12 protein-coding genes are annotated in these 14,553 nt (G+C 67.8%); 2 read left to right on the forward strand and 10 right to left on the reverse strand.

What is annotated here, in order from left to right:
- Positions 1 to 326: 326 nt before the first annotated feature.
- The gene (gene acnB, locus CCZ27_RS06350; protein WP_096446569.1) at positions 327 to 2,924 is read left to right on the forward strand and encodes a bifunctional aconitate hydratase 2/2-methylisocitrate dehydratase; all 2,598 of its coding nucleotides are present in this window, start codon (positions 327 to 329) and stop codon (positions 2,922 to 2,924) included.
- A 240-nt stretch (positions 2,925 to 3,164) separates the two neighbouring features.
- Here acnB and CCZ27_RS06355 read toward each other — a convergent pair whose 3' ends face one another.
- The 10 genes from CCZ27_RS06355 to CCZ27_RS06400 all read right to left on the reverse strand — a co-directional run bounded on the left by CCZ27_RS06355 (position 3,165) and on the right by CCZ27_RS06400 (position 13,434).
- Positions 3,165 to 4,943, reverse strand: a complete 1,779-nt coding sequence (locus CCZ27_RS06355) for a sigma-54-dependent Fis family transcriptional regulator (protein WP_096446571.1) — start codon at positions 4,941 to 4,943, stop codon at positions 3,165 to 3,167.
- Positions 4,944 to 5,091: 148 nt separating this feature from the next.
- Complete coding sequence (locus CCZ27_RS06360; protein WP_096446573.1) at positions 5,092 to 6,468, reverse strand: OmpP1/FadL family transporter; 1,377 nt, start codon at positions 6,466 to 6,468, stop codon at positions 5,092 to 5,094.
- A gap of 14 nt (positions 6,469 to 6,482) precedes the next feature.
- Positions 6,483 to 7,487, reverse strand: a complete 1,005-nt coding sequence (locus tag CCZ27_RS06365; protein WP_096446575.1) for a 2Fe-2S iron-sulfur cluster-binding protein — start codon at positions 7,485 to 7,487, stop codon at positions 6,483 to 6,485.
- 43 nt (positions 7,488 to 7,530) lie between these two features.
- A complete protein-coding gene (locus CCZ27_RS06370) occupies positions 7,531 to 8,517 on the reverse strand; it encodes an aromatic/alkene monooxygenase hydroxylase subunit beta (protein WP_096446577.1) in 987 nt (328 codons plus the stop codon).
- A 13-nt stretch (positions 8,518 to 8,530) separates the two neighbouring features.
- Positions 8,531 to 8,845, reverse strand: coding sequence for an MmoB/DmpM family protein (locus CCZ27_RS06375; protein ID WP_198363280.1), 315 nt, complete (start codon positions 8,843 to 8,845; stop codon positions 8,531 to 8,533).
- A gap of 21 nt (positions 8,846 to 8,866) precedes the next feature.
- Positions 8,867 to 9,202 (reverse strand): monooxygenase system ferredoxin subunit, encoded by a 336-nt coding sequence (locus tag CCZ27_RS06380; protein ID WP_096446581.1) that lies wholly within the window; start codon positions 9,200 to 9,202, stop codon positions 8,867 to 8,869.
- A 7-nt stretch (positions 9,203 to 9,209) separates the two neighbouring features.
- The gene (locus tag CCZ27_RS06385; RefSeq protein WP_096446583.1) at positions 9,210 to 9,470 is read right to left on the reverse strand and encodes a toluene-4-monooxygenase system B family protein; all 261 of its coding nucleotides are present in this window, start codon (positions 9,468 to 9,470) and stop codon (positions 9,210 to 9,212) included.
- A 26-nt stretch (positions 9,471 to 9,496) separates the two neighbouring features.
- Positions 9,497 to 11,002, reverse strand: a complete 1,506-nt coding sequence (locus tag CCZ27_RS06390; RefSeq protein WP_096446585.1) for a ferritin family protein — start codon at positions 11,000 to 11,002, stop codon at positions 9,497 to 9,499.
- 363 nt (positions 11,003 to 11,365) lie between these two features.
- Positions 11,366 to 12,349 (reverse strand): MBL fold metallo-hydrolase, encoded by a 984-nt coding sequence (locus CCZ27_RS06395; RefSeq protein ID WP_096446587.1) that lies wholly within the window; start codon positions 12,347 to 12,349, stop codon positions 11,366 to 11,368.
- Positions 12,350 to 12,432: 83 nt separating this feature from the next.
- Positions 12,433 to 13,434, reverse strand: a complete 1,002-nt coding sequence (locus CCZ27_RS06400) for an LLM class flavin-dependent oxidoreductase (RefSeq protein WP_096446589.1) — start codon at positions 13,432 to 13,434, stop codon at positions 12,433 to 12,435.
- Between the two features lie 174 nt (positions 13,435 to 13,608).
- Here CCZ27_RS06400 and CCZ27_RS06405 point away from each other — a divergent pair, with 174 nt between their 5' ends.
- Complete coding sequence (locus CCZ27_RS06405) at positions 13,609 to 14,547, forward strand: AEC family transporter (RefSeq protein WP_096446591.1); 939 nt, start codon at positions 13,609 to 13,611, stop codon at positions 14,545 to 14,547.
- Positions 14,548 to 14,553: the final 6 nt, after the last annotated feature.

Genomic DNA, 14,553 nt, shown 5'->3' on the forward strand with positions numbered 1-14,553 from the left:
AGGGCGGCGCAATGGTGCCGTCATCCGGGGAGCGTCGTTGCGGGAAGGCCGCATCCTGGCCCACGGGGCCATCCCTGGCAAGCAGCGGCCGACGGGGCGGCCGGCATGCCTTCCTTCCCCGCATGCGGCGGGGTGTGCGCCGTGCCCGTGATGCATCCTGTTTCCTGTTTGCAGAAGGCGTAGAATCCGGCCGATCGTCGCTGCACCCGGACTTTCGTGCTGCACCGCACCGCAAGTCTTATAAAAGACATATAATCTGCTCCGATCCGCATGGGCGATCCCCGTGCGGGGCCCTGATCACCGCCACGAAAAGTGAGGAAGTCGCCGTGCTTGAAGCCTACCGTGCCCATGTCGCCGAACGTGCCGCCCTCGGAATCCCGCCGCTGCCGCTGTCCAGGCAGCAGGTCACCGAACTGGTCGCACTGCTGAAGAATCCCCCCGTCGGCGAGGAGGCTTTCCTCGTCGAACTGCTGACCTACCGCGTTCCGGCCGGTGTCGACGATGCCGCCAAGATCAAGGCCGAGTTCCTGTCCAGGGTCGCCAAGGGCGAGGAAAGCTGTGGCCTGGTGTCGCGCGCCAAGGCCACCGAACTGCTCGGCACCATGCTGGGCGGCTTCAACATCAAGCCGCTGATCGACCTGCTCGCCGATGCCGAAGTCGGCGCGGTCGCCGCCGAGGGCCTGAAGAAGACCCTGCTGATGTTCGACTACTTCCACGACGTCAAGGAACTGGCTGTCGCCGGCAACGCCAACGCCAAGGCGGTGATGCAGTCCTGGGCCGATGCCGAGTGGTTCACCAGCCGCCCGGAAGTGCCGGCCTCGCAGAAGCTCACCGTGTTCAAGGTCACCGGCGAAACCAATACCGACGATCTCTCCCCGGCGCCGGACGCCTGGTCGCGCCCCGACATCCCGCTGCACGCGCTGGCCATGCTGAAGAATCCGCGTCCGGGCATCACACCGGAAGAAGCCGGCGTGCGCGGCCCGGTCAAGTTCCTCGAAGACCTCAAGGCCAAGGGCAACCTGGTCGCCTACGTCGGCGACGTGGTCGGCACCGGCTCCTCGCGCAAGTCCGCCACCAACTCGGTGCTGTGGTTCACCGGCGAGGACATCCCCTTCGTGCCGAACAAGCGCTTCGGCGGCGTGTGCCTGGGCTCCAAGATCGCCCCGATCTTCTTCAACACCATGGAAGACGCCGGCGCGCTGCCGATCGAGATCGACGCCGGCCAGATGGACATGGGCGACGAGATCGAACTCGCGGTCGACCAGGCCAGCGGCAAGGTCACCGCGACGAAGAACGGCGCCGTGATCGCCGAATCGCAGCTCAAGACCCTGGTGATCCTCGACGAAGTGCGCGCCGGCGGCCGCATCCCGCTGATCATCGGCCGCGGCCTCACCACCAAGGCGCGCGAAGCGCTCGGCCTGCCGCCCTCCACCCTGTTCCGCCTGCCGCAGGCCCCGGTCGACAGCGGCAAGGGCTTCTCGCTGGCGCAGAAGATGGTCGGCCGCGCCTGCGGCCTGCCGGAAGGCCAGGGCATCCGCCCGGGCACCTACTGCGAACCCAGGATGACCACCGTCGGCTCGCAGGACACCACCGGCCCGATGACCCGCGACGAACTCAAGGACCTCGCCTGCCTCGGCTTCTCCGCCGACATGACGATGCAATCCTTCTGCCACACCGCCGCCTATCCGAAGCTGGTCGACGTGCGCATGCACCGCGAGCTGCCGAGCTTCATCAGCACCCGCGGCGGCGTCAGCCTGCGTCCGGGCGACGGCGTGATCCACTCCTGGCTCAACCGCCTGCTGCTGCCCGACACCGTCGGCACCGGCGGCGACAGCCACACCCGCTTCCCGATCGGCATCTCCTTCCCGGCGGGCTCCGGTCTGGTGGCCTTCGCCGCCGCCACCGGCGTGATGCCGCTCGACATGCCGGAGTCCGTGCTGGTGCGCTTCAAGGGCACGCTGCAGCCGGGCGTCACGCTGCGTGACCTGGTCAACGCCATCCCGCTGTACGCGATCAAGCAGGGTCTGCTGACGGTCGAGAAGAAGGGCAAGAAGAACATCTTCTCCGGCCGCATCCTCGAAATCGAGGGCCTGCCCGACCTGAAGGTGGAACAGGCGTTCGAACTCACCGACGCCTCGGCCGAACGCTCCGCCGCCGGCTGCACGGTGCATCTGAACAAGGCGCCGATCGTCGAGTACATGAACTCGAACATCACGCTGATGAAGTGGATGATCGCCAACGGCTACGAGGATGCCCGCACTCTCAAGCGCCGCATCAAGGCGATGGAAGACTGGATCGCCAACGGCGAACTGCTGAAGGGCGATGCCGACGCCGAGTACGCCGCGGTCATCGAGATCGACCTGGCCGACGTCAAGGAGCCGATCGTCGCCTGCCCGAACGACCCGGACGACGTCAAGTTCCTGTCCGAAGTCGCCGGCGACAAGATCGACGAAGTGTTCATCGGCTCGTGCATGACCAACATCGGCCACTTCCGCGCCGCCGGCAAGGTGCTGGACGGCAAGTCCGACATCCCGACCCGCCTGTGGATCGCGCCGCCGACCAAGATGGACGCGATGATCCTCAACGAGGAAGGCTACTACGGCGTGCTCGGCCGCTCCGGCGCCCGCATGGAGATGCCGGGCTGCTCGCTGTGCATGGGCAACCAGGCGCAGATCCGCAAGGGCAGCACCGCGATGTCGACCTCGACGCGCAACTTCCCCAACCGCCTCGGCATCGACACCCGCGTCTACCTGGGCTCGGCCGAACTGGCCGCGGTGTGCGCGCTGATGGGCAAGATCCCGACCGTCCAGGAGTACATGGAGCAGGTCGAGGTCGTGAACAAGAAGGCGGCCGACATCTACCGCTACATGAACTTCGACCAGATCGAGGAATTCCGCAGCGTGGCCGACACCGTCGAGATGTAAGGCCGGCGGACCGCGGCGGGCACGCTCGTCGTGCCCGCCGCGCAAGCGGAAAACGCCCCCGTCCGGGAAGCCGGCGGGGGCGTTTGCATTGCGGGTGCGGCCCGGCTTCGCGCCGGCGCCGCGGCATGTCCGCGCCCGGCGCATGCCGCAGCCGGGCGGGAAGGCGGACCGATTGCGAACCGCGGCCGGCGTCTGCGAACGCGGCGCAGCCTTCCCGCGGAGAACCCGGGCGGAGATGCCTCAGCCGTGCTCCGCCGCGATTCCGTGCTTTTGCAGCCGATAGGCCAGTTTGGGCCGGCCGATGCCGAGCAGCCGGGCGGCTTTCGAGAGATTGCCGCCGGCTTCGGCGACGGCGGCGCGCAGCATGGCCGCTTCGGTTTCCTCCAGGCTGGGCATGCCGTTCGGCCGCCTGGGCTCCGGTTCCCTGGCGATGGGGCCGGCCGCCGGGATGATCTCGCCGTTGCGCTTGAGCACGAAGGAAGCGGCATCCACCTCTTCGCCGCTCGTGAAGAGGTGGCAGAGATCGAGTGCGCCGCCGTCTTCGGCCAGGATGACGGCGCGTTCGATCATGTTCTCGAGTTCCCGCACGTTGCCCGGCCAGTCGTAGCCGAACAGGGCATCGACCGCCCGCTCGCGGAAGCCGGTGATGATCTTGCCGTGCCGCTTGGCCAGGCGCTGCAGGAACCAGTTCATCATCAGCGGGATGTCGTCGCGGCGTTCGCGCAGCGGCGGCACCTTGATCGGAAAGACATTCAGGCGAAAGAACAGGTCTTCGCGGAAGGTGCCGGCCTTGACCGCCTCGCGCAGATTGACGTTGGTGGCCGCGATGAGGCGGACATCCACCTTGCGCATGCGGATGTCGCCGACGCGTTCGATCTCGCCCTGCTGCAGGGCGCGCAGCAGCTTGCCCTGGGCGGTGAAGGTCAAGGTGCCGATTTCGTCGAGGAAGAGGGTGCCGCCATCGGCCCGTTCGAAGCGGCCGGGCCGCGACGTGGTGGCGCCGGTGTAGCCGCCCTTTTCCACGCCGAACAGTTCGGATTCCATCAGATGCTCGGGGATGGCGGCGCAATTGACGGCGACGAAGGGGCCGTCGCTGCGCCGGCTCAGGCGGTGCAGGTTGTTGGCGAAGATTTCCTTGCCGACGCCGCTTTCGCCCAGGAAGAGGACGGTCGCCTCGGTCGGCGCCGCCTTCTTCACCATGTGGCAGACGGTGTTGAAGCCGGCCGAGATGCCGACCATGCCGAAGCTGTTCTCCGTCGCGGTCGAGATGCGCGCCGCAATGAGGCTGTTTTCCGCCGGTGCGGGTTCCTGCCGCCTGGGTGACCATTTCACGAAGTCGCCGATCTGCAGGAAGCGCAGGTCGTTCTCCGCATCGTCCCATTCCTCCACCGGCTTGCCGACGACGCGGCAATGCGAGTGCCCCATGGCGCGGCATTCGATTTCCCGCCACAGGATGGGACGCCCCATGAAGGCGCTGGTGTAGCCGCAGGCGTAGCCGACCAGCATCCAGCAGACGTCCTCGTTGCCAATGCCGTAGCTGGCGATGTGGGCCTCGGCTTCCGAACAGTCGATCAGGCGGAAATCGCCGTAGTAGTGGCCGCGCTCGACATCGATCTCCAGCGCGACCGGCTCGCAATGGACGATGCCTTCGAGCGAGACGAGCTGCGGCCCCGCCAGGAAGTCGTCGTTGGTCTTGAAGCCGGCGCGGATCTTGCGCGTCATCGCGGCGTCGTGGTTGCCGGCCTGGTAGCCGATGCGGGTGATCAGCCCGCGCGCCGTCTCCTTGCCGAGGCTCTCGATCAGTTCCTGGCGCAGCGAGCCGAAGGAACTGAGATGCATCAGCAGCATCCGCTGGTCGTCGAGCCAGATGCGCCCCTGCTGCGGAGCGAAGCGCAGGCGCTTGGCGAGGTCGCGGATATCCGGGACGGGTATCCGCTCGGTGGCAGGGGCATGTTCCGATTGGTGGGGCTCAGCCGGCGACAAGCGCTCGGACGCCCTTTTCCCCGGGCGTTTCGTCATTATCGTCTCCTCCTTCTGCCTGCGGGTCCGTACCGGCCGGGCCGGTCGGGCCTCATCGATTGTCGTGGAATTCCGGGAGCCGGAAAAAACCGGTGGGGGATTCTCGCGCTGCTACCTCCCTGTGGCAACGGGCTGGAAACGGGCGCCTTCAGAAGCGGTGCGTGTAGCTGAGCACGAAATTGTCCTGCGCATGCGTGGAACGGATTGGAGCGCCGGACGAGACATTGGGTTCGCTGGCGTTGCCCAGGCTTTCCCTGAGCGCATGCGAATAGGCGAAATCGAGCGTGTTCGACCTGCCGAAATCGTAAGAGAAGCCGGCCGAGAGATGCCGGGTCGGCGTCGCCGGAATGACGCCGAACAGCGTGTTGTCGGGAATGGCCTGATTGGCGATGCTGGCGCCGGCGCGCAGCGTCCAGCGGTCGATCCGGTAGGCGGCGCCGAGGCTGAGGATGGTGACGTCGCGGTAGTTCTGCGGCAGTTCCACCGCCAGCTCGCCACCGCCGTCTGCGGCATAGCGGACCTTGATGTCCTTCATCACCTTCTTCCAGCCGACGTGCGAGACGTCCGCCGCCAGCAGCAGATTCTCCGTCGCCTGGTGCGCGATGCCGACGGTGAGGGTCGAGGGCATCTGGAAATCGACGATGCGGATCCTGCCCGGCAGCGCGATCTGGCCGGCGACCGAGCTGACCGCCGTCAGGCGGGCCTTGCCCTCGAGGTCGTCCATGTGCGACCTGAACCCGTAGGCTGCGCCGATGCGGGTCGATTCCGACAGCCTGTACGTCAGCCCCAGGCGCCCGCCCCAGCCCCAGGCATCGGCCCCGCTCTCCACGTCGCTGCTCCTGGAGAAGCTGAAATGCGCGCCTTCCAGCCCGGGGATGCCGGCCAGCGCCGGCACCAGGGAACCGCGTGCGCGATTCCGGCCGATCAGGGAGGCGACCTGGTCCGCGCCCAGCAGCAGGCCGAGGTTCATGCCGGTCCATTGCGCTTCGATGGCGCCGCCGACCGTCAGGCGGTCATCGACCTGGTAGGACATGCCCAAGGGGATATGGAGGACGAGCAGGCGGCTCGAATTCTCGAGGCCGGTGTCGATGCCGCCCGGCGTGCGCGACAGGAAGCTGTTCTTGCCGTACTCCGTGCCCAGGCCGCCGCCGGCGTAAGCGCCGACCCCCCAGGTCAGGGCGCCGGAGCGGCGCACATAGCCGGCCTGCGGCGCGTAATAGGCGCTGGCGACGTCGCGGTGGCCGGATCGCGCGGTCTCGCCGGTCGCGGCATTTTCGATTTCGAGATGGCTCGTGGTGACCAGATCGATGCCGAGATCGAGGCGGCTGCCTCCGCTGCCGAGCCCGAGGGTGGCCGGGTTGGCGAGCAGCGCCGCGCTGCCGGTGTCGTGGGCGGCGCTGGTGCCCCCCATGGCGCGGGAAACCGCGCCGTAGCCTTCCAGGCGGAAGACGTTGGTGGCGCTCGCCGGGCCGGCCAGCCCGAGGGCGCCCAGGACGATGAGGACGAGACGTTGGAAATGGGACATGCGTTGACTCCGGATCAGAAAAAACGGTCGAAGTGGATCTGCTGGAAGGGCACGCCGTGCTTGTGCATCAGCATGGTCTGGACGGCGTCGATCATCGGCGGCGGGCCGGCGAAGTAGAACTCGTAGCGGTCCAGGGGCTGCGGCAGGGCGCGCTTCACCTCTTCATGGACGAAGCCGACGGCGCCGCGCCAGCCCGGGCTTGCATCGGGCATGGACAGCACCGGCGTGTACGACAGCCGGTGCGGCGGCGGGCAGTCGCCGAGCAAGGACTCGCCGCAGAGATCGGCTGCCGTGCGCGCGCCGTCGAAGAAACGGACCGGCGGCGCATCCGGCCGCGCCAGGGCGGCGCGGGCGATCGACAGCATCGGCGCCAGGCCGGACCCGCCGGCGATGCGGACGATCTCGCGCGCCGGCGTGTCGCGCAGGCAGGCATTGCCGTAGGGGCTGTCGATGGCGACCTCGTCGCCGACGCCGAGCCGGTCGAACAAGGCGTTGCTGCCCCGCCCCCCGCTCACGCGGCGGATGACGAACTGCCACAGGCCGTCCGCGTTGGGCAGGTTGGACATCGAATAGGCGCGGGCGCCCTCCGTCCCGGGCGGATACAGCAGGGCGTACTGGCCGGGGAGGAAGGCCGCCGGCCAGGCGGTGCGCAGGCTGAATTCGCTCATGTCCGGCGTCAGTTGCCGGCGTCCTTCGAGGCGCGCCAGGCCGCGCCGCGGCGCGACGGCGGGTGTGTACTCGTCGGCGCAGCGGATGCGGATGGTGCAGTCGCCGCGCGGCCGGCTCTGGCAGGCCAGACGCTTGCCGCGCTTGCGGTCGCGTTCCGACAGTCCGGGCGCCTCGGCCCACAGGGTTTCCATGTCGCCGCTGACGAGGTCGAAGCGGCAGGCGCCGCAGCCGCCCACGCTGCATTCGTGCGGCATGCCGATGCCGGCGCGCAGTGCTCCGCGCAACAGGGAGTCCTCTTCGGTGGAGACGGCAAAGGCCGCACCACCCTCTATCGTGATGATGTGCTCCATGATTGGAAGCCGGGCGGGGCGGACGGGCCGCCCCGCGCCGGAATCAGAGGCCGAAGCTCGCGCGCAGCGCCCGGGTGGCCTCGCGGGCCTGGCCGGCGGTCGCCCCGGTGTCCGGCAGGGCGGCGCAATAGGCGTCGATGGCCGCGTCCGCCAGCGGCTCCCATTTGCGCACCCAGGCGGCCAGGACTTCGCGGTTGCCTTCCTGCTCCAGCGCCATCCTGGCCAGGGCGCCGGTCCAGTGGCGGTGGCGCTGGGCGTCGGCGAGCTGGGCGTCGGTCAGGAGGCCGAGCAGGGTGTCGCCATTGTGGCGCGCCGCCTGGCCCAGGCCGCGCAGCACGGCTTCCTCCACCGCCGGGCGGACGACGAGATTGAAGGCGGCGAAGCTCTCGCCCCAGTCCCAGGCGACCAGCGCCTTCTCGACGAGTTCGCGGAAACCCTGCCAGGCCGGGGCGGTTTCCCAATGACTGCGTTCGTCTTCGCCGAAGCCGGCGTCGGCGAAGGTCCTGGCCAGTTCGGCGGTGCGGTAGGCGGTGTGGGTCAGCCAGCGCAAGGAGTCCGCGGTCTGGTAGGTGGCACAGTTCGAGATGGTCGAGGCCGGCGCCATCTGGCACAGGTAGGCCGCGCTCATCTGCAGGGCGTGGAACAGGTAGCGGCCCGGCGTATACAGGCGCGCCAGGCTGTGGGCCCAGCCGCGTTCGAGCATCGCGTCGTGGCCACGCTCCGAGAACTGGTTGAAGAGGCCGAGGACGTAGGTCTCCTGCCCGTCCTGCAGCATGTTGTAGGTGCGGTAGACGATCTCGTCGGGATCGCGGAAGGCGTTCCAGTCGGCGTGCCGCAGCGGCGAGGTGTTGCGGTACTGCTTGAACCACTGCGCCATGCCGAAATCGGGATCGAGTTCGAAGGGCGCGTCCGGGTTGTCGGTCGTGTAGTGCAGGTTGGTGGAGACGATCTCGTATTCGCTGGGCTTGCGGCGGCGGGCCGCGAGATGGCTCCAGGTCTTGAGGGGCTTCAGGACTTCGGTCTGGTTCATGTCGGGGCCTCTGTCAGAGCGTCTTTTCGTAATAGAAGCGAACGTAGTCGTTCGTGGTTTCGATGCGGCCGGCGAAGGAGCCGAGGTTCACTTCCAGCTCGGACATGCGGAACGGACGGCCGAGCGTGCGCTCCAGGGTCGAACGCCTGAGGATCAGCTCGCCGTCGGCTTCGATGCGCACGTAGGCGGTCTTGTCCTGGACGGAGACTTCCTTGTCGGGGTTGTCCTCGATGGCCGCCTCGATGACGCCTTCGGTGATGTCGCTCGCCCGCAGGATCGGGCCGACCCGGTTGTTGCGGTAAGCGTTGAGGGATGCGGTGATGTTCAAGATGATTTCCTCGGTAGTGGGTCAGGCTTGGGCGAAGAGGGGTTCGACGCCTTCCACCTCCACCAACACGTCGTCGCCTTCGACCCGCACGGGGTATTCGGCTAGGCGGCAGTTGCCGGGGTTGATGCCCTGGCCACTGCTGGCGTCGAAGGTCCATTGGTGGGCGCGGCACATGACCACGCGGCCGTCGAACCTGCCTTCGGCCAGCGGAATGTCCTGGTGCGGGCACATGCCCTGGAAGGCGCGCAACTGCTCCCCCTGCGGCCAGACCAGCAGGATCTGGCGGCCGTCCAGTTCGACCTCGGTCATGTCGCCTTCCCAGAGATCGTCGAGCGTGCAGACTTTCTTGTAGGACATGGGCCGCTCAAGCCTCCGCGAAGACGAACTCGATCGTTTCCATTGGCGCGATGCCGGTCTCGCCCAGCTTCGCGTGCCGCGGGAGGAACGCGGCGTCGCCCTGGCGGCGCACCCGGACGACCTTGCCCGGCTGCGGCGCGACGCGCCGGCCGACCGAATGGTGGGCAGCGGCCGCGGCCACCTCGTCCATGGTGTTCTCGGTATCGACGGCGACCAGTTGCAGGACGAAGTCGTACTGGAAGTTGGAAATCAGCGGAAATGCTGCCATGGGTTTGTCTCCTTTCCGGCGGCCGTTCAGGCGGCCTTCCTTTGATACGGAACGTTGCGATAAGCCTCGACCCAGGCGTACTTGTGGGCGTCGTCGCCGATCTCGCCGGGGGCCAGGTTCATGTACTGCAGCGCGCCCGGGAGGTTGGGCGGCTGGATCAGACCGGCCAGGAAGCGGTCGACCAGGGTCATGTGGCCGCGATAGCGCTGCGGGTCCTGCTGGAAGACCCAGCGGTCCATCTCGGAATTGAAGTGGTAGGTGCGGCCCTGGTAATCCAGCGGGTAGTCCTTGACGTTCCAGCCCTTGCCGGGAATGGCGCAGATCGGCAACTGGCTCATGTTGCAGACGACGGGCAGGGTCTCGGGCACCGTGAGTTCGGGCCTGCCGGCGAGCAGGTTGTCGATGATGACGTCCCACGCCTTGCCGAAGCTGTCGTTCCAGCCGGGATACTTTTCCTCCAGCCAGTCGCGGCACTCCGGCGTCATGCCCGCGGCCGGGTTCCACCACACGGTCGGGCGCCAGAACCAGATGCCCATCTGGTAGGCGTGATGCTGGTAGTCGAACTCGGCGATCATCTGGTTCCAGTACCAGGGCAGGTCGAGGCCGAGGTCGATGAGGGTGCGTTCGAACTGGCCGACGATCCACTCCAGCATGAATTCCTTGAACGACTGCTTGCGGTGTTCGAGCGGCGTGGCGTAGTCCATCGACGTGCCGGTGAGCAGGCAAAAGAGGCGCCAGGCGCGGGCGATGGCGACGTCGACCAGCTTCTGCGCCTCTTCCTTGCGGCCGTTGGCGATCATCACCTGCAGCGCCGGGCCGCCGATCTGGGCATGGCGCGACTCGTCGGTCTGGATGCTGGAGATCAGGCTGGCGAAGGTGAAGTCGCCGGCTTCAGCCGCATCGGCGGCGAGGCCGAGGAACTGCATGTTGGTGAAGCCGGTTTCGAACGCGAAAGTCAGCATCACCGCGATGTCGGTCGCGCTCCTGGCCAGGAACAGGTCGTCGAAGGTGTGGCGGGCGGCGATGGCGCCCCATTCGTTGGAGTGGTACGCCTTGTGCGCCCAGTCGAACTGGCGGTCCTTGGCGCAGTGCTCGTGCGGGAAGTAGAGCTGCAACTGCGCGTGCCGGTTCTCGTCGAGCATGCCGAAGGTCGCCATGTTGCGCATGCCCGGCGCGCGGCCGAAGCGGGCCATGCGGGCCTCGGCGCTCATGGCCGCGTATTCGCCCAGCGCGATGGCGCCGTAGTGCGCCTTGAGGATGGACACCCAGCCCGGGTCCGCATCCTCGTACATGCGGCTGCGTTCCAGCGCGGCCTTCACCGAATAGGCGCCGGCATCCTTTTCGCGCTGGATGTGGACGTATTCGGGATACGAGGTCTTGTAGGGCTCGTCGTATACCTCCCACTTGTCGACCGGCACGCCCTTGGCGCCGGTCATGATGTCGGGGAACAGTTCGCCGTCGGTAACGTGGGCTGGCGTCCAGTTGGTACTGCGGGCGAGGTCGTACCATTCGCTGCGGTCTAGCAATGCCACCGTGTCTTCTCCTCTTCTGGTCCGGATGGATCGATCTTGGGGCGGCAATTCGTTCATTGCCGCTGCAAGCCACTGAGCAAGGCCAGTGCCAGTCGGGAGAACCGCTTCTGCGTGGTGCGGTGCGAAACGTGCGGAAAAGGCTTCGGTGAGCGGCGATGCAGCCGACCGGCCGCAACGCATTGCGGCGGCGCAATGCAGAGGGGGCGACGGGGATTTCATCGCCTGGTGAAATCGTTACGGGCGACCAGGGCCGCAGGAATCTCACCGCCTGATGAAAATCCCGCTATGCCGGTCGGGTCGGGCCCCTGCCGGCAGGGCCGGGCAGGGGCGTTCCGTTTTCGGCGGGAGCTTGCTCCCGCTCGGTTATCGCGGGAGCGGGCCGAACTCCACCGGCACCCACGCATAGCCCTTGCCTTCGGCACGGACGTGGCCGATGCCGGGGAAGGGCAGGTGCATGCCGCCGATCAGCAGCTTTTCCTTCGCCGCGCGGGCAAAGATCTTCTTGCGGGTGGCGACGGCGGTCTTGCGGTCGACGTCGAACTCGATGGCGACGTCCGGACGGGCGAATTGCACCGCGTGGTTATGCACGAGGTCGCCCCAGATCAGCAGCTTCTGCGCACCGCTGCCGACGAGGTAGCCGCTGTGGCCCGGCGTGTGGCCGTGGGCGGCGACGCTGGAGACGCCGGGAACGATGTCCTGGTCGGTGGCGAAGGTCTTCCACTTGCCGCTGGCGCGGTAGGGCGCCGCGGCGTCGCGCGCCATCTTGAACAGAGGCTGCACGTCCTTCGCTGCCTTGGCGGCGACGTCGTCGTTCAGCCAGAAGTCGCTGTCGGCCTGCGCGGACCAGATCTCGGCGTTGGCGAACACCGCCTTGCCTTCCGCGTCGACGAGGCCGTTCACATGGTCGCCGTGCAGATGGGTCAGCAACACCACGTCTATCTGCGCCGGATCGTAGCCGGCGGCGCGCAGGTTGCCGGCGACGTGGCCGAGCGTGGGCCCGAACAGCCCGGCGGCGCCGGCATCGACGAGTACGAGCTTGCCGCCGGTGTTGATGAGATAGGCATTGACCGCGGTCTGTACCTTGGGCGCCTTCAGGAAGCTGCGCGCGAGCAGGCTGTCGAGATCCTTCTCGCCGACGTTCTTCAGGAGCTTGGTGTCGAGTTCGATGGCTCCGTCGTAGAGCGCGGTGATCTCGACGTCGTCCAGCAGCATCCGGTAGTAGCCGGGCACCTGCGTCTTGGTCTGCGGTGCCGCCGCCGTGGCCAGGCCGGCGCCGGCGACGAAGAGCAGCGCGGTGGCGCAGTGCAGCAGATGGCGGAGCAGGCGGGATGGTGTGTTCTTCTGCATGGGAAGCCTCGGAGCGTGGTGTCGGGGCCCCGAGTATCCCATAGGCGTGGGGCCCGGCGGCATGCCGCCGGCCGGCACCCGCTTCAGGCCGGCGTCAGGCCCCAGGTCCGGGCGACGATGTCGAACGACCGCCGGCGCGCGGCGTGATCGAAGATCTGGGCGGTGACGATCAGCTCGTCGGCGCCCGTTTCGGCGAGCAGATGCTCGAGGCCCTGGCGGACGGTATCGGGGCCGCCGACGGCCGAGCAGGCCGTCGCCTCGTCGGCGAAGTCGCGCTCGCCGGGCGTCCAGTCCTTCCCGTGCTCGAGCGAGGGCGGCTGCAGCGGACCGCGGACGCCGCGCGCGATGTGGGCGAAGCGGTTGCGCAGCGAGCTGAAGAGGAGCTGCGCCTCTTCGTCGCTGTCGGCCGCGATGGCATTGGCGGCCACCATCACGTAGGGGCGTCCGAGCGTCTCCGATGGCTGGAAGCGGTCGCGGTAGAGTTCGATCGCACGCAGGAGGTAGCGCGGCGCAAAGTGCGATGCGAAGGCGTAGGGCAGGCCGAGATGGGCGGCCAGCTCCGCGCTGAAGAGGCTGGACCCCAGCAGCCAGATCGGCACCCCGAGGCCGGCGCCGGGTACCGCCCGCACATGCTGGCCCGGTCGCACGGGCTTGAAATAGCCTTGCAGTTCCAGCACGTCCTGCGGGAAGGTGTCGTCGCTGTTGCCCAGGTTGCGGCGCAGTGCGCGCGCGGTGTACTGGTCGGTGCCCGGAGCGCGGCCCAGCCCCAGGTCGATGCGTCCGGGGTAGAGCGATTCCAGCGTGCCGAACTGTTCGGCGATGACGAGCGGCGCATGGTTGGGAAGCATGATGCCGCCGGCGCCGACGCGGATGCGCGAGGTGTTGGCGGCGATGTGGCCGATGATCACCGACGTGGCGGCGCTGGCGATGCCGGTCATGTTGTGGTGCTCGGCGAGCCAGTAGCGGTTGTAGCCCCAGAGGTCGGCCTGGCGGGCGATGTCGGTGGCGTTGCACAGCGCCTGCGCGGGCGTGTCACCTTCCACGATGGGGGCGAGGTCGAGGATGGACAGCGGCGTCTTCGGCATGGGTGAGATGGTGGAAATTGGAAACCACCATTAGACCACCCTTCCACCCGGCCGCACATCCGGGCTGCCCCGGGGGCGGCCGGCCGCGCGCCGCGTCCGCACCGCCGCCATGCGCTAGGATGTGGCCCTTTGCAGCGCCCGTGTCGATCCGGCCCTGCTCCATCCGGTCAGCCCATGAGCCATTTCCTGCATCAACTGACCCTCTCCGCGCCGCTGTTCCTGCTCGTGTTCGCGGGCTATGCGCTGGTTCGCATCGGCGGCTGGACGAAGGCGGTGAGCGATGCGCTGTCGCGCTTCGTGTTCTCGGTGGCGATGCCGGCCATGCTGTTCCATCTGATGAGCGATTTCTCCAAGCTGCCCGCCGTCGATGCGCGCCTGTTGATCGCGTTCTTCGGCAGTTGCCTGGCGGTGTTCTGCATCGGGCGGCTGGTGGCCTGGAAGGTGTTCCGGCTCGACGGTGTGTCGCAGTCGGTGTTCGCACTCGGCGGGGTGTTCTCCAACAACGTCATGCTCGGCCTGCCGATCGCGCGCCTCACGCTGGGCGAGGCCGCCGTGCCGTCCGTCGCACTCGTGCTCGTCTTCAACGCGCTGACCTTGTGGACCCTGGTCACCGTGTCGGTGGAATGGGCGCGCCACGGCCAGTTCTCGGTGCAGGGCTTTGCCAAGACGGCGCGCGGCGTGCTGACCAATCCGCTGATCGTGGCGATCCTGTCGGGTACGCTGTTCGGCATGCTGGGCCTGCCGCTGCCGGCCTTCGTCGGCACCACGCTGGGCATGGTGTCCGACACCGCCGCGCCGATGGCGCTCATCGTGCTGGGCATGGGGCTGGCCCAGTACAGCGTGCGCGCAGGCATCCGCGTGGCGGGAGCGATCTCCGCGATCAAGCTGGTGGTGCAGCCGCTGGTGGTATGGCTCATCGCGTTCGGCCTGGGGCTGCCGCCCATGGAAACGCAGGTGGTGGTGTTGCTGGCGTCGATCGCGGTGGGCGTCAACGTCTACATGATGGCGCTGCAGTTCAAGGTGCTGGAGGGCGAGGTGGCGGGCAGCCTGGTGCTGTCCACGCTGTGCTCCGCGGTCACCACGCCGGTGCTGATGGCCTTGACCATGCGCTGACGGACG

The sequence above is a fragment of the Thauera sp. K11 genome, assembly GCF_002354895.1.
Classification (GTDB): Bacteria; Pseudomonadota; Gammaproteobacteria; order Burkholderiales; family Rhodocyclaceae; genus Thauera; species Thauera sinica.